Below are 18,768 nucleotides of genomic sequence, written 5' to 3'. Positions count from 1 at the left end.
CCATCAGGGTGATGGTCGCGAACCGTGTGATCGGATTCGGTCACCGGGCACAACCACCCGGCCCTTTCGCGTGTCATCCCAGACGAGTGGCACAGCACGACCCATACCGGACGTGGACGCGTCCGGCGCTGTGCCGCCCTTCACCGATCGACCGCGAAACGGGGAATCCTCCATGCGTATCCGTCCTGCCCTCGCCGCACCGGCGGCAGCGGCTCTCACCCTTCTTCTCGCCGGCACCGGCGTGACGGCCGCCGTCGCCGCGCCGACCGCCCTCGCCACCTGCCGGGAGGGCTCCGTCGATGTGACCGCCACCCGGGGCCCCACGGCCCATGTCGTCCGTATCAGCGTCACCAACGAGAGCGGGCGCGCCTGCGTCGTCGACCGTATCCCCACCGTCACCTTCGGGGATCTGGACGGCGCGGCCCAGCCCGTGCCGCCGTCGGAGAGCGCCCCCTACCGGCTCGCCGCCGGGGGCTCCGCCCACGCCGCCGTGCGCACCCTCGACCCGGCCGCCGAGGAGAGCCGTACGGTCGCCTTCCTCACCGTGGCGGGCGACCCGTCGCACCACGGCGAGCGGTTCACCGCCGCGTCCCTGGGATCGCCCCGGGGAATCCGGGTCTGGGAGCCCGTCACCACCCTGTGGCAGCCCACCCGCGCCAAGGCGGACGCGGCCCTCGCCGCCGCGACGCGCTGAACACCGTACGCCGACACCCCGCCGGGGTCCGCGCGAGGTCTCGCGGACCCCGGTACGACCCCGCCCGGCGGGGAAGTCGTGCACGGCCTGGCAGAGTAGACCTACGGAAAGCGGTAACACGTAGTGGCGGCAGGGCCGGTGAAGTGCGGCACCATGACGGACGAGGGCGGAGTGAGCGGTGTGGAGCGGGACAAGATGGAGTCACAAACGGTTGCGGGAGCCCCATGCTGGGTGACCCTCCTCTCACGTGAACTGCCCGCCGCCCAGGCCTTCTACGGCGATGTCCTCGGCTGGTCCTACCGGGCGGCGGGGCTCGGGGACGACTTCTGTGTCGCCCTCTCCGAGGGAAAGCCCGTCGCGGGCATCGGGGCGCTGGCCTCCTCCCTCCAGGTCGCCGTCTCCTGGACGCCGTATTTCGCGGTGGCCGATGTGGACGAGGCCGCGGCCAGGATCAGGGAGCGGGGCGCGACCGTGGCGGTGGGCCCGCTGGCCTTCCACTCGGGCCGGGCCGCGCTGGCCATGGATCCGGACGGCGCGGCGTTCGGGATCTGGGAGGGTGCCGTGCGCTCCGACTGGACGGTGGGACGCGGCAGCGCCCCGGCCTGGCTGGAACTGCGCACCCGCGACACCGGCGACGCCGCCCGGTTCTACAGCCAGGTCCTCGGCTGGGCGCCGGAGACCGACGGCGGTCTCACCCTGGTACGTGAGGACGGTGACGCGGTGCTGCGGCAGGACGAGCATGTGGTCGCCAAGATCCGCGGCGGCGCCGTACAGGCCGTGCCCGATCCTCGGATCAGACCGCGCTGGCACGTCTACTTCCGGGTGCCCGAGGTGCCCGGTTCGGTCGACGCCGCGCTGAAGAGCGGAGGCGCGCTGCTCTCGCCGCCGGAGCCCTCGCCGGAGCTGCGGGAGGCGACCCTGCGCGATCCGGACGGCGCCCTGTTCACCGTGACATCCGGCTGACACCGGCGGACCCGGCCCTCACCGTCAGGCTGAGCCTCGGCCTCCACGCTCGCCTCCACGAGCTCCAGGAGTCTCGACCTCGGCTCGACGGTGAGGGCCGGTACGCGCATGGCAAGATCATGACAAGCAGACAGCCACAGGCCGGACGTCCCGGAGGCAGCCGCCCCGCCCCGAGACGCCCGGGTCGTACCGGCTCGCGCCGGTGGTCGCGCCGCGTCAGACCGGTCGTACGGGAGGCACTCCCTCGACCTCGAAGACGACCTCGTCCTCGTAGCACCACCACCAGCTCTCACCGGGCTCGTAGGAACGGATGAGCGGATGGCCGGTCGCCTTGTGGTGCGCGGTGGCGTGCTTGTTCTTGGAGGAGTCGCAGCAGGCGATGTGCCCGCAGCTCTGGCACTCCCGCAGATGCACCCAGGTGTCACCCAGCGCGACGCACTCGGCGCAGCTGTCCGCGCTGTCCGGGTCCACCGGTTCGACATCCGCGAGATGACTGCAGATCATCCCGCCGATCCGCTGTTCGCCGTTCTCCATAACGCCGCCGCCCGTCCGACCCCACAGGTCCATTCGAGTCAGTCGCACCTTCACCGTACGACCGGTCCCCCACGCCCGCCAGCAGAGCGGAACCGGGAGGGGCACCGGAGCGTCTTGACACGCATCTGACAACGGAGAAGTCTGGACATTCGGCACCTGACCGGGGCCGGACGGGGTACGGGGGGCAGCACAGTGGAGCACGTACGCGCGCGTATACAGGGGCAGGCCGCGGCGGCGAGTGCCGCTCTGGCACTCACACTCGTACTGGCCGCCTGTGACTCGGGAGGCGCCGACAGTGGCACCGGCACACCGTCGGTCACCACGCCTACGCCGAGTCCGAGCCCGACACCGACCGTCGAGCCCGCCGCGTACCGCCGGGCGCTCGACACCGCCCTCGGCCCGCTCGACAAGGCCCTGCGCGCGGTGGACCGGGCACGGGAGGGCAGCGCGCTGAACAAGGCGCTCGATACGGCCGCCGCCTCCGCCGAGGCCGCCGCCACGGAGCTGGACTCGGCCGAGACCCCCGACGACGCCATCAGCGGCACCATCGCTCTCGCCGCCTCGCTGCGCGGACTCGGCCAGAGCCTGGAGGAGGCACGGGCCGACAAGGGGCGGTGCGCCACCTCACCGCGCGTCGAACTGAACTCGGCCGACGGTCTCCAGCCCGTACGGGACGCGGGCACCACGCTCACCGGGCTCGGCTATCCCGTCCATCTCAAGCTGCCGAGGACGGAGAAGCCGAAGCACCGCCGGCTCGGCAACGGCTCCTTCGTGAAGGACAGCGGGCGCGGCGGGCTGGGGCAGCTCACCATCAGGAACGGCACCGGCTCGGACGCGGTGATCTCCCTGGCCCGAGGCGGGCGGACCGCCTTCACGGTGTACGTCCGCAAGAACGCCGGTACGACGGTGCGCCGCGTCCGGGACGGCTCGTACACCGTGTACTTCACCTCCGGCTCGGACTGGAACTCCGGCAAGAGGTCCTTCACCCGCGATTGCAGCTTCGAGAAGTTCGACGACAAGGCGGACTTCCGTACCGTCCAGGTGTCCGGCGGCACGCAGTACACGGTGCTGACCTTCTCGCTCGCCAAGACCATCGGCGGCAACGCCACCACCAGCGAGGTACCCGCCGACGAGTTCCCGTCCTGACGTGTGAGGCTTCTCGCTCGCCAGGGCGTGTGGACCGCCAGGGCTTGCAGGCCCTCAGGGCTTGTAGACCGTGCCCGGCTCGGCGCGTCCCGGTGCGAGGAGCTGAGGCACCGTCACAAAGGTGTAGCCGCGCTTCTTCAGCTTCCGGATGATGCCGGGCACGGCGGGCACGGTGCCGTCGTAGATGTCGTGCAGCAGGATGATGCCGTCGCGGCCGGCCTGGTCGAGGATTCGGCGCTCGATGAGGGCGGAGTCCGTCGTGGAGTAGTCCTTGGCGGTGGCGCTCCAGAGGATCTGCGCGAGGCCGAGTTCACGGCTCACCGCGGCGACCGTGTCATCGGTACGGCCCTGCGGCGGACGCATCAGCGTGGGCTCGCGGCCGGTGATCTCCGCGATGGCGTCCTGAGTACGGGACAGCTCCTCCCGTACCCCGTCGGCGTCGAGATCGGTCAGCCGCTTGTGCGTCCAGGTGTGGTTGGCGATCTCATGGCCCTCGCGCGCCATGCGCCGTACCAGATCGGGGTGCTTGACCACATGGTTCTTGCCGAGCAGGAAGAAGGTGGCGGGCACCTTCTCCCGCTTGAGCGTGTCCAGCAGCCGGGCGGTGTCCTTCCCGGGGCCCGCGTCGAAGGTGAGGGCGATGCAGCGCGCCTGCTCGCAGTCGACCGGGGCGGCCTCCGCCCGTGCCCCCTCGGCGGGGTGGCTTCTGGCGTCGCGGGGCGAGGTGGCCTCGTACGAGGAACAGCCGCTCAGCGCGAGAGTCAGGGACGCGACGGCCGCCAGGGCCGCCGCTGTCCGTGATCCGGATGCCGATATGTTCCATGGCATGACAAATCCCTCTTTCGACGCCCGGACTTCCCGCGGACGCGCGGGATCCGGGCAGCACTGAGCCCGTTCCGGGCGCGGGTGGGAGCCGGCGCGCGCGGAAGGCGGCGCCGGTGAACGCGGATGGACCGCGGGCGGGTGGACAGGACGGGAGCGCGGTCGCGGGCGAGGTCCGATCGGCCGCTACACCGCGCGGATCACCGGGGAGGCCCGGGAGGCCCTGTCAGGCCTGGTGCGGGCCGCTACCGTCCGGCGGGCCGGCCGAGCCGCGAGCGCGCGGCGGTGCATGGTTCCGTGGCCCGGACAGGGCATGGCCGAGTGACATATCAAGCACTATACACACGACGTATACACGCGATGAATAGTGGGTCGCCCCACAAGATCCCTTACGCCGACCGACCGGACAGACTGCCCTTGACCCGCGCCGCGGAAACGGTGTGCGAGGGTTCCGTACGGCTTTCAACATTTGGCGTACGCACTGCGTCCACTGGGCCTTCATCCCGCCGATCGACCATCTGACTCGCTGAGCAGTACAGGTACCGGCGAGGAGCTGCAATGGGCCACGGCCATCACCATCACCCGCATGACCACACGCACGACCACGCGCACGACACCCCGGCCGGCAACGGCCCCCTGCCGGCGGCGCTCGACGCCGGCGTGCCGGACAGCGAGCTGTCCCCGGGCCAGCTCTCCCGCCGTTCGATGCTGCGCCGCACCGGGCTGCTCGGCGCCGGTCTGGCCGGAGCGGGTGTCCTCGGCGGCGCCACGGCCGCCGCCGCCGACTCGAGCGGCTCCCCCCTGGGCAGCCGCACCAAGAGCAACGGCTTCCTGTGGCTGGCGGGCGACCACCACATCCACACGCAGTACAGCAGCGACGGCAAGTACCGCGTCATCGACCAGGTCCGCCAGGGCACGGCCCATGGTCTGGACTGGATGGTCATCACCGACCACGGCAGCGAGACGCACGCCAAGATCGGTGTGGACAAGGTCAACCCGGACATCCAGGAAGCCCGCAAGGTCTTCAAGGACCAGCTCGTCTTCCAGGGCCTGGAGTGGAACATCCCGGGCGCCGAGCACGCCACGGTCTTCGTCCACCCGGGCAGCAACGAGGTGGAGGTGCTGAAGAAGTTCGAGAACGACTACGACGGCAGCCTGCACCCCAGCTCGTCCAACGAGACCAACGAGGCGCTGGCCATCTCCGGTCTCCAGTTCCTCGCCGACCAGGTGCGCCGCCGCAAGGTCGACGACGCGCTGATGCTGGCCAACCACCCGGCCCGTAACGGCATCGACTCCCCGCACGAGATCCGCGGCTGGCGCGACGCCACCTCGTCCGACCGCCCGATCGCCATCGGTATGGAGGGCGCTCCCGGCCACCAGGCCGCCGGTCTGCCCGCCCCCAAGGGCGGCGCCCAGGCCCGTGGCTTCTACGGCAACAGCCCGAGCGCCAGTTCCTTCCAGGCCTACCCGGCGGACAGCTACCGCACCTGGGGCGGCTTCGACTGGATGACCTCCACCGTCGGCGGTCTCTGGGACAGCCTGCTGGCCGAGGGCAAGCCGTGGTGGATCACCGCCAACTCGGACTCGCACCAGATCTACGCCGAGCCCTCCGTGATCGGCCCCGACGACAACTTCGCGGTCAACGGCCGGCACGCCGACCCCGTCTACGGCGACGGCCTCAGCCTCACGCAGGGTGACTACTGGCCGGGCCACTACAGCCGTACGCACGTCGGCGCGGACCGGTTCTCGTACGCGGCGGTCATGGACGGCATGCGCGCGGGCCGGATCTGGGTCGACCACGGTGGTCTGATCAGCGGTCTCGACGTCCGAATCAAGGGCAGCAGCCGCTGGACCACACTCGGTGGCGCGCTGCAGACCAAGCGTGGTGACGACGTCGAGCTGACCGTCGAGATCGCGCTGGCCAACGGCGCCAACTGGGCGCAGTTCGTGCCGAAGCTGGCCCGTGTCGACATCATCCAGGGCGATGTCACGGGACCGGTGCGCGACAAGGACACCTTCACCGCGCCGACCGCGAAGGTCGTCAAGTCCTTCGAGGTCAACAAGTCGACGGGTACCGTCACCCTCAAGTACAAGCTCGACAAGGTCTCCACCCCGCTGTACCTCCGGCTGCGCGGTACCGATGGCAAGCGCAGCGCGGTGGGCGTCCACGGTGCCGCGGTCGACCCGTTCGGTCCGGCGATCGACGTCGTCGGTTCCGCCGACCCGTGGCAGGACCTCTGGTTCTACTCGAACCCGATCTGGGTGCTGCCGTCCTGACACCGGTCTCCCCGGTCCTGCCGTCGGGAAGGACGGCAGGACCCGGCGGGGAACATTCCGGAACGGTCCGCCGTTGTGGAGTATGAGGGTGTGGATGGAACAGGGTCCCCGGGCCCCATATGAGAATCGCCCATGAGGAAGATCGTTCGGCTGAAGCCCCATGGAGCACACCGCCGCGAGGCGACCGCCATCCACCCCCTTCCCGTTACGGCCCCGACCGGCGCCCCCCGTCCGGTCGGGGCCTCTTTGTCCTCAGGCCCGCGCCACCTCCTCGGGCGCGCGCCGCCTCCTCAGGCCCGTGCCATCTCCTCAGGCTTCTGTCGCGGCCTCCGTTCCATCCCGGTGGAGCCAGACACAGGCGTCCGCGGGCAGCAGCCGGCCGTCGGACCGGTCCCTCTCGCCCTCCACCGGCCCGCCCTCCAGTGGCACGCTGCTCAGCAGGACGGTCGCTCCCGGGGGCAGCGGGATCGGCGTCCCGCCGGTGTTGACGAGACAACGGAATCCGCCCGGCCGGTCGAAGCAGAGCGTGTCCGGCCCCGTCCCGGCCCAGGTCAGGGTCTCGGGAAGGCCGGTCAGCCGGGCCGCGCGCAGGGCCAGTCCGGTCCGGTAGAGGGCGAGGAACGAGCCGGGGTCGGCCTCCTGCGCCTCGACCGTCAGCGTGTCCCAGTCCTCGGGCTGGGGCAGCCAGGGCGCCGCGGTCGCGCCGTCGGGCGAGAAGCCGAGCGAGAGCGCCGCACCCGCCGCCCGGCCCGTACCCGTATCCGTACCCGGGCCGGCGCCCGTGCCCGTGCCCGTACCGCTCCGCCAGGGAAGCGGGACACGGCAGCCGTCCCTGCCCCGGTCCGCTCCCCCCGACCGTACGAAGGCCGGGTCCTGGAGCACCTCGTCGGGCAGATCCCGGACCTCGGGCAGACCCAGCTCATCGCCCTGGTAGACATAGACCCCGCCGGGCAGGGCCAGGGTGAGCAGCGCGGCGGCACGGGCCCTGCGCCGGCCGAGGACCGGATCGCTGGGATCGGCCAGACGCTTGTCCCCCATGTCGAACGAGGTGTCCTCACGGCCGTAGCGGGTGACATGCCGGATGGTGTCGTGGTTGGAGAGCACCCAGGTGGGCGGCGCTCCGACCGGACCGTGGGCGGCCAGGGTCCCGTCGATGACCTCCCTCAGCGCGGCCGCGTCCCACGCGCAGCACAGGAAGTCGAAGTTGAAGGCCGAGTGCAGTTCGCCGGGGCGCAGATAGCGGGCGAACTGCTCGGGCGTGGGCAGCCAGACCTCGCCGACGAAGATCCGCTCCCCGTCGTAGCCGTCGAGGATCTTGCGCCAGCTCCGGTAGATCTCATGGACGGCGTCGTGGTCCTGGTAGGGCAGATCGGTGGGGTCGGGGTCCGGGCCGACATCGGGCAGCCCCTCCTTCTTGGCCAGACCATGGGCGACATCGATCCGGAAGCCGTCGACGCCCCGGCGCAGCCAGAAGTGCAGGATGTCCTCGAACTCGGCCCGGACCTCGGGGTGTTCCCAGTTCAGATCGGGCTGCTCGGGCGCGAACATATGCAGATACCAGGGGCCCGGTGTGCCGTCGGCCTCGGTGATCCTGGTCCAGGCGGCGCCGCCGAAGTACGACTGCCAGTCGTTGGGCGGCTCGTCGCCGTCCGGGCCCCGTCCCGGCAGGAACCAGAAGCGCTCGCGCGCCGCCGAGCCGGGCCCGCCCGCCAGTGCCTCCTGGAACCAGACGTGCTGGTCGGAGCAGTGGTTGGGGACGAGGTCGACGAGCACCCGCAGTCCATGGCCATGGGCCTCCTCGATCAGGCGCTCGGCCTCGGCGAGTGTGCCGAAGACCGGGTCGATGTCCCGGTAGTCGGCCACGTCGTAGCCGCCGTCGGCCATGGGCGAGGTGTACCAGGGGTTGAACCACAGGGCGTCCACGCCGAGTTCCCGCAGATACGGCAGCCGGTCCCGGACCCCGGCGAGATCGCCGGTGCCGTCCCCGTCACCGTCGGCGAAGCTGCGTATGTAGATCTGGTAGATCGCGGCATGCCGCCACCAGTGGGTCACAGGAACTCCTTGTCCGATGAGGGTGGTGCGGGCCCGTGCGCGGGCCCGCACCGGATCGCGCGGGACGGCTACCAGCCGCTGTTGCCCGTACCGCGCGTGATCGTGAAGCCGCCGGTGCTGCTGAGTCCGCCGGAGGCCGTGCCGGTGACCGTGACACCGGAGAAGGTGCCGGAGCCGGCGGAGATGATCTCGATGCCGTAGGCACCGGTGTTCTGGATCTTGATGTTCCTCAGTGTCAGACCGCTGATGGTCTTCTGGTAGGAGAGGAGGACTCCGCTGTAGGTGCTGTCGATGATGTCGATGTCCTGGACGAGGACGGGCGCGGTGATGTCGGAGGAGTCGGCGAAGATCCAGAGCGCGCCGAACCTGCTCTGCCAGTTGGGCTCGAACCCGCCCGTGCGCAGCAGGGTGTTGCGCTGGACGGAGGTGGTGCCGCTGAACGGCAGGGGCGCGGGCGGGAAGTTGCGGGTGCTCACCGCTATGCCGGCGGAGGAGGTGACCGTGTCTGAGAGCAGATTGTCCTCGGCCCGGTTGGCGTTGCCGCCGTAGATGCCGATCGCGTTGGCGAGCAGCGGGGCCTGGACGGTGTTGAAGCGGAAGGCGCTGTTGCTGACCGCCTGGCTCTCGGAGAACATCGCCAGCCCGTCGTCCCCGGTGTTGCGTACGGAGGAGTTCCACAGCTCGGTGTCGGCGGTGCCCTTGTGGAAGTTGACCCCGTCGGCGAAGGTGTCGCGGATGCGCAGACCGCTCGCGTAGAGGCCCTTGGTGGGCGCGTCGATCCAGAGGCCGACCTTGGTGTGCTCGATCCAGATGTTCTGGAAGGTCGATCCGCTGCCGAAGTCCCCCTCGATCGCCGCGTCGGAGCCCTGGTCGAGACGGACGGTGGCATCGCCCGCGATGGTCAGATCCTGGACCGTGCTGGTGCCGCCCCGCCCGAAGAGTCCGCCTCTGCCGTTGCTGCCGCGGAGCACCGTGGACCACTCGCCGGCGCCGCGGAGGGTGGCCCCGGTGAGATTGACCAGCCCGGAGATGTTGTATGTACCGGCGGGCAGCCACAGCCCCTTGCCCTGGGAAGTCGCCGTCGAGAGGGCCGAGTTGAGCGCGGCGGTGTCGTCACCGCCGTCGTTCGGCGTGACGCCGAGGGCCGTCGCGGAGACAAAGCCCGAGGCCGGCATGGTCCGGGCGGCGGGTGCGGTCTCGGTCTCGACGAGGTCGAGGGTGTACGACGCTGCGAGATCGCCCGCGTCCTTCTGGAATCTCAGTACGGTGCCGGCCGGAAAGCTGCCGACGAGGGCGCGCGTCTCGTCGAAGAAGCGGTGGGCCGAGCCCTGGGACGGGTCGTTGGTGAAGGGGTACGCGCCGTACACCCAGCTGTACCTGGACGTCAGATCGAGGTCGCGGACATGGGTGGAGCCCGCGTAGACGCTGAGGGTGGCGGACGGTGTGTTGTCGGGCACCGAGTAGCGCAGGGTCAGCGCGTCGGCGGGTTCGGTCAGGGTGAACTGGACGTACTCACCGGTCCGGTCGAGGACGACGGCGCGACGGCCCGAGGCCTCGGAGGGCACGGTGAGATAGGTGCGGTCGGGACCGATGGCCGAGGCGTTGGTGGTGCCGTTCTCCGCCTCGTAGGTCTTGTACGGGACGGTCGCGCCCCGCGCGGCGGTGGCGGACGCGCCGGTGACCGTGAGGCCGTCGAGCTGGAGATCCCCGTTGTCACCGGTCTCGGTGCGCAGGGTCAGTGTGTTGAGGTGTGCGCGCAGCGGAGCGTCGGTGGAGGCGGAGCGCCAGGCGCCCCCGGTGCCGGGCAGCGAGAGCTGACGGACCTTGGTGCCGTTGGCGGTGAGGGTGATGGTGGCGGCGGCGCTGCCGGGAGTGCGGTAGCGCACGACGACCGGATAGGTCGCGGCGGACGGCGCGTCGACCGCCTGGACGGAACGGGCTCCCGTGGTGGTGAATCCGGTGAGATAGCCGGTGCCGTCGTAGCCGCCGGCACCGGTCGCGACGGCGGGCCCGCCGGAGAAGAAGGCGTTCTCCGCCTGGTGGGTGAGGGTGCCGGCCGGCGGCTCGGTCGGGGTGGTGGGGGTGGTCGGGGTGATGTTGTCGAGATTGACGTTGCCGCTGTCGGAGGTGGTGAACGTCAGGGCGACGGTGTTGGCGCCCTGGGCGTAGGTCAGCGGTTCGTCGCGGGTCGCCCAGGTCCGCCAGTCGGCGGTGGCGGGGAGACTGATCTGACGGAGCCTGGTCCCGTTGACGTACAGGCTGAGCGTCATGGTGGCGGTGGTGCCGTTCGCGTACCGGATCCGGAGGGATCCTGCGCCGGCCTCGGCGGACGGCACGGTGAACGTGGTGGACGCCCTGCCCTTGTTGCCGTCGGTGTATCCGGCGACGAAGCCGGAGCCGGTGTAGCCGGGATGTTCGGCCGAGACGGCCGCGCCGCCGGAGAGCGCCGCCGACTCCGCCTCCAGCGTGGCGTCCGCCGCGTGGGCGGAGGGGCCGCGCGAGACGGCGTACAGGAGGGAGAGGAGAAGCAGCAGGGCCAGGCCTGCCGCTCTCGCCGCCGGGGGCCGGGCGGCGCCGGGCCGTGTGCGGGATGCGGGTGACACGACGGTGTGTCCTTCCGTGAGGGGTGGGGGCCGTGAGGGGTGGGGGGGCCGTGAGGGGTGGGGGGATCTCCGGGCGGTCAGCCCTTGAGGCTGCCCGCCGTCAGACCCGCGATGATGCTGCGCTGGAAGATCAGGAAGAGGACGAGCAGCGGAACACTGGCCATGACCATGCCCGCGAGCAACTGGTTGGCGGGCATGTCGAGGGAGAGCCGGTTGAGCGCCACGGTGATGGGCTGCCGGGCCGGGTCGGGCAGGACGAGCATCGGCCAGAGGAAGTCCTTCCAGACCCCGACGACCGCGAAGATGGACACCACGGCCAGTACGGGCCGGGAGAGCGGCAGGATCACGGAGACCAGGACCCGCAGGGCGCCCGCGCCGTCGATACGCGCGGAGTCGAGGAGTTCCCCCGGGATCTGGTCGAAGAACCGTTTCAGGATGAAGATGTTGAACGCGTTGGCGCAGGCGGGCAGCCAGACCGCCCACGGGGTGTTGATCAGATTGAGATGGACCAGCGGGACGTCCACCACCGTGAGATAGGTCGGTACGAGCAGCGCCGAGACCGGCAGCATGAGGGTCGCGAGCATCATCCCGAGGACCACCCCGCCGAGCACCGGACGCAGCTTCGAGAGCGCGTAGGCGGCGGCCACATCCACCACGAGCTGGCACAGCCAGGCCCCGGCCGCGAGGAGGAAGGTGTTCAGGAAGTACTGGCCGAGTCCGACATTCGTCCAGGCCTCGGTGTAACTCTCCGGGTGCCAGCTCCGCGGGAGCAGGGTGGGGTTGGGGTCGGCCAGTTCGGCGGACGACTTGAGCGCGCCGGTCGCCATCCAGTACAGGGGGAAGACAAAGGCGAGGGTGAAACCGGTCAGGGTCACGAGGAGCACGAAGCGGTGGATGAACCGGCCGGTGCGCCGGGTCATCTCGGCGGGGGCTATCAGGGTGCGTACGGCGGTCTCGGCGGCCATGGCGGATTCCTTTCTGCCGTGCTCTGCGGCGGGCGGTGCCTCGGGGGTCAGCTTCTGGTCCGGGTCAGGCGCAGATAGACACCCGCGAAGAGCCCCAGCACCAGGAAGAGCACCGTGCTCATGGCGCTGGCCAGGCCGAAGTCGTTGTAGACGAAGGCGTACCGGTAGAGCAGCAGCAGAACGGTGACGGTCGCGTCGTCGGGTCCGCCGCCGGTGAGCACGAACGGCTCGATGAACACCTGCATCGTGCCGATGATCTGAAGCAGCAGGGTGATCATCAGAATGAAGCGCATCCGCGGAACGGTGATATGCCACAGGCGCTGCCCGATCGACGCCCCGTCCAGCTCGGCCGCCTCGTACAGCTCACCGGGCACACCGCCGAGCGCGGCGAGATAGATCAGGGTGGTGGTCCCCATGTTGGCCCAGGTCGAGACCAGCACCAGGGAGACCATCGCCAGGTTCTCCGACTCCAGCCACTGCTGGGCGGGGAGGTGGAAGACCTCCAGGACACTGTTGAAGAGCCCGGGACCCGGATCGTAGAACCACCGCCACAGCAGCATCGTGACGATCGGCGGCAGCATCACCGGCAGATAGACGGTCAGCCGCAGATACGCCTTGCCGTGGCGCAGTTCATTGAGGACGACGGCGGTGGCGAAGGGGGCCGCGAATCCGAAGACCAGCGCGAGCAGGGTGAACCAGCCGGTGTTCTGCCAGGCGGTGGCGAAGAGCGGATCGTCGAAGAGCCGCCGGAAGTTGCCGAGCCCCACCCAGCGGGCCGGTTCCGCGAAGGTGACCTGCTGGAAGCTGAGCAGCAGGCCCCGCACGATGGGATACCAGGAGAAGAGCGCGAAGCAGAGAAGGCCTGCGGAGAGGAAGAGATACGCGACCAGACTGTCGCGGAGCCGGCGCGACCTGCGGACCGTCATGGTTCACCGGACCGTGGCGAGGATGGCGTCGGCCTTCTTCTCGGCGGTCGCGAGCAACTGGTCGAGGTCGGCGTCCTTCTTGGTCAGTACGGACTGCATGACACCGTCCAGGACGGTGTAGAGCTGCTGGGCGTTGGGCGGCTCGACCTTCACCGCGACCTGGGGACTGCGGTCGACGAACGGCTTGAAGTTGCGCTGCGGCACATTGGCGTACTCGGCGTGGATCGCGTCGTTCTTCGCCTGGGCCTCGCCCCGGAAGAGATTCGGCTGCGGCAGACCGATCGGGATGCCCTGGCCGGCCCACTTCTTGGCGTTCTTCTCCTCCCGGTCCGGGTTGAGGTACTTCCACTGGATCCACTGGAGACCGGCCTTGATCTTCTCGGGCGAGGCCTTCGGGTTGAACATGAAGCCGTCGCCCCCGCCGAGGGTCGCGGTGCCGGGCAGCGCGGTGAGACCGAACTCCTCGTACTCGCGCTCGAACTGCTTGACGATGGTGGGGATGTTGTCCGGACCCGCCATATACATCCCGAGCTTGCCGGAGCCCATCATCTTCTGGACGTCGCCGATCTCCAGGAGCTGACGGGTACCCATGCTGTTGTCGGTCCACCGCATGTCGTGCAGGGCCTGGAGCGCCGCGCGGCCCGCCGTGCTGTTGAACGCGGCCTTCCAGCGGCCGTCGTCCCCCCGGGTGGCGACCTCTCCGCCCATGGAGTAGATCCATGACGTCAGATGCCAGCCGCCCTGGTTGTTCTTGCTGTAGTCGGCGTACCCCACGGTGCCGTCGCCGAGCGCGCTGATCCGCCTGGCCGCCGTACGTACCTCGTCCCAGGTGGCCGGCGGCCGGTCCGGGTCGAGCCCCGCCTCGGTGAACAGGGCCCGGTTGTAGACCAGTCCGAGCGAGTAGTTGCCGGTCGGCAGCCCGTAGATCCTGCCGCCGGCGTCCTTGAAGACGTCCTGGAGCTCGGGACGGACGTCCTGGAGATACGGCACGTCCTTCAGATACGGGGTGATGTCGGCGGCCTGACGGCGCTGGATCAGACCGGCCGGGTCGGTGAAGTAGACGTAGAACACGTCCTCCAGCTGGCCGCCCGCCAGCTTCGCCGCGAAGGTCTTCGGATCCATCTGGCCCTCACGGGCGTCGATCCTGATCTTCGGATGGCTCGCCTCGAACTCCTCGACCAGCTCCTCGAAGTCCTCCCGGTCGGCCGGCTGGGTCTTCGCCGGCATGCCGTTGACGCTGATGGTCACCACACCGTCCTTGCCCACGCCCGAGGGCGTCGGCGAACCGCCGCAGCCGGCGAGTACGAGGGAGAGCGGGGCGGCCATGGCCAGGCCGAGTACACGACGTCTTGCTGTGCCAACCACGGGATCCCATGCCTTCCTGACAACGACGGCAGACGGCCCGCCCGGTGGCGGGCGACGGGGTCTGCAAAGGGTTTGCGTGACTTGCAGCGGACTGGCCGCTGCGGTCTCTCAACGGCGCTGACAGTAAAAGCGCGCGCCGCAAGAAGTCAATGAGTCTGCGCAAGAAACTAATCCCAGAGGCTTGGGTTTGTGACAGTCCGTCACTTCGCGGGCGGCGCCGCAGGGGTACGGCCGGCCGCCGCCGGACAGCGAGAAGGGGCCCGGCGCATCGCCGGGCCCCTCGCGCGCGGCAACAGCCGCCGATGCTCCGTCAGCCGCCGCCGGTACGGGCCGGAGGCGCCGTTGAACTGCGGACGATCAGCTCGGTGTCGAACATCATCGACTCCCCGGCCGGGGCATGGCCCTTCATCTGGGCGGCCAGTGAGGCGACGGCCGCGGCGGCCATCGCGTGGACCGGCTGACGGGCCGTCGTCAGGGGCGGGTCGGTGGCCACCATGTACGGAGAGTCGTCGAATCCCACGACGGACAGATCCTCCGGTACCCGCAATCCCTGGCGGCGGGCGGCCCTGATGGCGCCGAGAGCGAGCGCGTCACTCGCGCAGACCACCGCCGTGACGCCCTCGGCCAGCAGCCGCGGCAGCGCCGTCGCGCCACCCTCCATCGAGAAGAGGCCATGCGCGACGAGCTTGCGCCGGCCGTCGGGCAGACCGCCTCCCCGACGGCCGTGGAAGCGCTCGTAACCAGCGAGTTTACGGGCCGAGGGAACATGGCCGACGGGTCCGAGGATCATTCCGATCCGCTCGTGGCCCATCGCCGCCAGATGGTTCAGCACCTGCTCGGCCGAGGCGGCGTCGTCGACGGAGACCTGGGCGACGCCCAGATTCTCGTCCGCCGCGTTGAGCAGTACGACCGGTATCCGGCGCTCCCGCAGGGCCCGGCCCTGCTCGGGTCCGGCGTCCGCGTAACTGGCGCCGACGAAGATGATCCCGCCGACGTTCTGCTTGAGGATCATGTCGATGTAGTGCGCCTCCGAGACGCCGTCGGCGGTGCGCGTACAGAGCACGGGGATGAGTCCGCGCTTGTTCAGAAGCCCCGCCAGCGCCTCCGTGAACGCCGGGAAGATCGGATTCTGGAGATCGGGTACGACCAGCCCGACCAGCGCGGCCCGCTCCTGGCGCAGTTCGCGGGGCCGTTCGAAACCGCAGACGTCCATGGCGGTCAGCACCGCGTCACGGGTCGCCGGCGCCACATCCGTCGCCCCGTTGAGCACCCGCCGCGCGGTGGTCTCACTGACACCGGCGAACTCGGCCACCTGAGAGAGTCTCTTCTTCACTCCATCAAGCTACCAAGCAACCACGCAAGAAATAAAGATCTGTTACGCAAATTACCAACATCTGCTGGCGTGCCGGACGATTGTCCGAGGCGGCTGAGAAGGTTGACGGATGGCGGCGGAGGAAGAGAGGGAAGAGCGCGGCGGCTTCGAGGCGGCCACCGGCGACGGACCGGTGCCGGGCGCGGACCCGCGGGCGCGGGCGGCCGAGGTCCGGGTCGCCTTCGAGGGGCTGCTCCAGATCCGGCGGCTGACCCATACGGGCCCGGGTGATCCGGCGGCCACTCCGGCACCGTGGGAGCGGCGGCGTCCGGTGCGGGCCGTCGCGCTCGCGCTGGAGGCGGCAGGACTGGCGCCGTCGGCGGTGGACGGGAACGGGCGGCGGACCGCCACGGGGTTCCGGGTACGCGCCGGTGAGCGGCCCGCGTCCGTACGGGTGGAGTGGACCGGTCCGCACGGCGGCGGGGCGGCCCTGGAGGAGGAGCGCGCGCTGGCCGAGTGCGCCGCCGTGCTGGAACGGCTGGGCTGGGAGGCGCTGGTCTACCGCGGCCCCCGCCGACGCCGCTTCCTGGAGGCCGAGCCGATGGCCGGACAGGCTCCCTGAGCCATGGGTACGGAGCCCCCGCTCCCCCGGCGTGTCCCGCCTCCAGGAGCCCGGCACAACGGCGCACAGGCGGCCCGCGGACGGGGATTCCGTCCGCGGGCCGCCTGTGCTGTTGGGACCGCCTGTGCTGTCGGGACTGGCTGTCAGGACCGCCTGTCAGGACGCCCTGTCGGGATGTCCGTCAGGACCCGGGGGTCCCTGTCACGGGTAGGCGACGAGATTCGCCACGTTCGTGGACGAGTTCGACGGGCCTCCCCGGTCGTTGATGACATGCCGGATGGTCCCGGTGCCGCCGAGCGAGACCGTCACCATGTTGCGGAAGCGCACATTGGCGTTGTTGGGCACCTCGTACGCGTGCTCCGCCGTCACACCGCTGTTGACGTTGAAGAAGCAGTAGCTGCCGAGTCCGTACGCCTGATGACTGGTCACGGACGGGGCCACCTTGTAGGCGGCGTAGCCCTGGGTGGCACCGTTCATCCAGGCCGCCTGGTTGGGCGGGTCGTAGGGCATCTCGTTCTGGTAGAAGTACGTCTTCCCGCCGTTGCCGTTCCAGATCGTCTGATGCTTCTGGTAGTGCTCGACGAACAGGCCGTACATCGTGACATCGGCACCGTTCACGACCAGACCGGTGTCCGCCGTGTTGGTGGTCCAGCCCACCCCGCTGCCGTGGTCGGCGCGCCAGATCCACATATGGTCGCCGATCACATTGCGGCTGTTGACGACCAGACTGGTGGTCGCCTTGCCGACACCCGCGCCGCCGATGCGGAAGAACACATCGTGCAGCGAGGTGGGGTTGGCCGCGTGGCTCGCGCCGGAGCCGTCGGCGCCGACCTCCATCAGCCGCTGGGAGTTGACGGGCCCGGCGTCGATGAGCAGACCCGCCACCTTCACCCCGTCCACATCGGCGACCGACACCGCGGTGATGCCGTTGTCCGGGATGAACGTAGCGAGGCCGAGCCCGAGGACGACGGTGTCGGGACGGGTGATCCTCAGGGTCTGGTTGAGGTGGTAGACCCCCGGGGTGACCAGCAGGTTCTTGCCCTGCGCCAGCGCGGCGTTCAGCTCCGCGGCCGTCGCTCCCGGCTTCACGATGTAGAACTGGTCCAGCGGGAGCGACGTACCCGCCGGGGCCCCGGCCGACCAGGTCGTACCGCTGGAGTTGTCACGCAGCGCCGGGACGAACACCTTGTAGGCGCCCGCCTGATCGACGTACAGGAACGGCTTCTCGCGCACCTGCGGGGTCTGGTCGACCGTCGTGTAGGGCGGGTTGGGGAAGCTGTTCGCGGGCGCGTTCCGCGCGCCGACGAACACCATGTTCCAGTTGGATCCCGTCCAGCTTCCCCACTCGGTGTTGCGGGAGAGCCACTGCTGCTGGGAGCCGGACCTGACCTGGCCGTCGACCTTGGAGTCGGCCATGAAACCGCCGCTGGACCAGCCGCCGTCGTCCAGCGCCAGATTGCCGCGCACATGCATACGGCGGTACGGAGCGGCCTGGGAGACCGCCCAGCGGTCGGTGCCCGTGGTGGGTGTGACGGACAGGTTCTCGGCGCTGCGCCAGAAGTTCTGGGTGGCGTTCTGCGGCGGGAACCAGTCGGCCTCGACATGGACGGCGCCCCGGATGTTGACGTCGTCCGGCGAGAGACCGAGACCGGCGACCTGGGTGTAGAAGCCGACGTTCACATCGGCGTCGTAGGTGCCCGGCTTGAAGAGGAAGGCGGCCCGCTGGGTGCCGAACTGATTGGTCTCCTGCTGCCGGAAGGTGGCGTCCACCCGGCTCTGGATCGTGGCGGCCGGCATCGAGGGATCGAAGACGACCACATTGGGGCCGAGGTCAGGGGTGCCCGGGGGCACCGGCGGATCGGCGGCCTCCAGCCGGAAGGACTGCGCGCCCGATCCGTTGCAGGTGTACTGGTGGAGCTGGACGCTGTCGGCGGTCGAGGCGCTGGGCACGTCGAGGCACTTGCCGCTGGCCCGGTTGACGAAGTGGTACGCCCCGTCGGCCTCCTCCACCGGCAGCCACTGCTGGTTGTTCCCGTCGCTGTAGGTCCAGAGCTGGATCGCCGCGCCGTCCGCGGCGGATACGTCGGTCACGTCCCAGACCTGACTGCCGGCGTTGCGGTTGCCCGCCCTGACATGACCGCCACTGGTGGCGGTGAGGCTCCAGTGCTGGGCGAGGCTGCCGTTGCAGGTGTACTGCTGTACGGCGGTGCCGTTGCCCGTGGCGGCGGCGCGCGCGTCGACGCACTTGCCGCTCGTCTTGTTGACGACGGTGGTCCACCCGGTGGGCAGTGCCGCCGCAGCGGCACCGCCCACCGTGACACCGCCCTCCACGGCGGTCCCCGCCGCGGCCTCCTGCTGGGGCAGGGCGACCAGCGACATACAGAGTGCTGCCACGGTCAGCAGCAGGGTGAGCGGGGACAGCCGTCGGTACGGGTGGCGGCCCGGCAGGGCGCCGCCACCGTACGAGAGCGCGTTCATCTGTTCTCC

The 18,768-nt window shown here is 70.1% G+C and carries 14 protein-coding genes; 5 read left to right on the top strand and 9 right to left on the bottom strand.

Annotated elements, in window-relative coordinates; genetic code table 11:
- Positions 1-172 precede the first annotated feature (172 nt).
- Both OG214_RS36560 and OG214_RS36555 read left to right on the top strand, forming a co-directional pair.
- Entirely contained in the window at positions 173-694 is a 522-nt protein-coding gene (locus OG214_RS36560; RefSeq protein WP_405987211.1) for a DUF4232 domain-containing protein, read from the top strand.
- Between the two features lie 195 nt (positions 695-889).
- The gene (locus tag OG214_RS36555) at positions 890-1,657 is read left to right on the top strand and encodes a VOC family protein (RefSeq protein ID WP_363082600.1); all 768 of its coding nucleotides are present in this window, start codon (positions 890-892) and stop codon (positions 1,655-1,657) included.
- Positions 1,658-1,873: 216 nt separating this feature from the next.
- Here OG214_RS36555 and OG214_RS36550 read toward each other — a convergent pair whose 3' ends face one another.
- On the bottom strand, positions 1,874-2,224 hold the full coding sequence (locus OG214_RS36550) for a UBP-type zinc finger domain-containing protein (protein WP_382858523.1): 351 nt from the start codon (positions 2,222-2,224) through the stop codon (positions 1,874-1,876).
- Positions 2,225-2,383: 159 nt separating this feature from the next.
- Between OG214_RS36550 and OG214_RS36545 the strand changes: the two genes are divergently transcribed.
- A complete protein-coding gene (locus OG214_RS36545; RefSeq protein WP_405987210.1) occupies positions 2,384-3,337 on the top strand; it encodes a hypothetical protein in 954 nt (317 codons plus the stop codon).
- A 54-nt stretch (positions 3,338-3,391) separates the two neighbouring features.
- Here the strand turns inward: OG214_RS36545 and OG214_RS36540 are convergent, their stop codons facing one another.
- Positions 3,392-4,165: a polysaccharide deacetylase family protein gene (locus OG214_RS36540; RefSeq protein ID WP_405987209.1), complete on the bottom strand. Its 774-nt coding sequence runs from the start codon at positions 4,163-4,165 to the stop codon at positions 3,392-3,394.
- Positions 4,166-4,717: 552 nt separating this feature from the next.
- On the opposite strand from OG214_RS36540, the gene OG214_RS36535 reads away from it, so the two are divergent.
- A complete protein-coding gene (locus OG214_RS36535; protein ID WP_363082591.1) occupies positions 4,718-6,436 on the top strand; it encodes a PHP domain-containing protein in 1,719 nt (572 codons plus the stop codon).
- 309 nt (positions 6,437-6,745) lie between these two features.
- On the opposite strand, the gene OG214_RS36530 is transcribed toward OG214_RS36535, so the two are convergent.
- The 6 genes from OG214_RS36530 to OG214_RS36505 form a co-directional block, all read right to left on the bottom strand.
- A complete protein-coding gene (locus OG214_RS36530; protein WP_405987208.1) occupies positions 6,746-8,488 on the bottom strand; it encodes a glycoside hydrolase family 13 protein in 1,743 nt (580 codons plus the stop codon).
- A gap of 68 nt (positions 8,489-8,556) precedes the next feature.
- Positions 8,557-11,091, bottom strand: coding sequence for a CBM35 domain-containing protein (locus OG214_RS36525; protein WP_405987207.1), 2,535 nt, complete (start codon positions 11,089-11,091; stop codon positions 8,557-8,559).
- 77 nt (positions 11,092-11,168) lie between these two features.
- Entirely contained in the window at positions 11,169-12,056 is an 888-nt protein-coding gene (locus OG214_RS36520) for a carbohydrate ABC transporter permease (RefSeq protein WP_363082588.1), read from the bottom strand.
- A 47-nt stretch (positions 12,057-12,103) separates the two neighbouring features.
- Positions 12,104-12,982: a carbohydrate ABC transporter permease gene (locus OG214_RS36515; RefSeq protein ID WP_405987206.1), complete on the bottom strand. Its 879-nt coding sequence runs from the start codon at positions 12,980-12,982 to the stop codon at positions 12,104-12,106.
- A 3-nt stretch (positions 12,983-12,985) separates the two neighbouring features.
- On the bottom strand, positions 12,986-14,233 hold the full coding sequence (locus OG214_RS36510) for an extracellular solute-binding protein (RefSeq protein WP_405987706.1): 1,248 nt from the start codon (positions 14,231-14,233) through the stop codon (positions 12,986-12,988).
- Between the two features lie 424 nt (positions 14,234-14,657).
- The gene (locus OG214_RS36505; RefSeq protein WP_405987205.1) at positions 14,658-15,680 is read right to left on the bottom strand and encodes a LacI family DNA-binding transcriptional regulator; all 1,023 of its coding nucleotides are present in this window, start codon (positions 15,678-15,680) and stop codon (positions 14,658-14,660) included.
- A gap of 109 nt (positions 15,681-15,789) precedes the next feature.
- On the opposite strand from OG214_RS36505, the gene OG214_RS36500 reads away from it, so the two are divergent.
- A complete protein-coding gene (locus OG214_RS36500; RefSeq protein ID WP_405987204.1) occupies positions 15,790-16,281 on the top strand; it encodes a hypothetical protein in 492 nt (163 codons plus the stop codon).
- A gap of 201 nt (positions 16,282-16,482) precedes the next feature.
- Here the strand turns inward: OG214_RS36500 and OG214_RS36495 are convergent, their stop codons facing one another.
- Positions 16,483-18,759 (bottom strand): RICIN domain-containing protein, encoded by a 2,277-nt coding sequence (locus OG214_RS36495; protein WP_405987203.1) that lies wholly within the window; start codon positions 18,757-18,759, stop codon positions 16,483-16,485.
- Between the last annotated feature and the right edge of the window lie 9 nt (positions 18,760-18,768).

The organism is Streptomyces sp. NBC_00872, assembly GCF_045161915.1.
GTDB lineage: Bacteria > Actinomycetota > Actinomycetes > Streptomycetales > Streptomycetaceae > Streptomyces.
The sequence above is the reverse complement of the archived record's forward strand: the minus strand, read 5'-3'. Positions and strand labels throughout refer to the sequence as shown.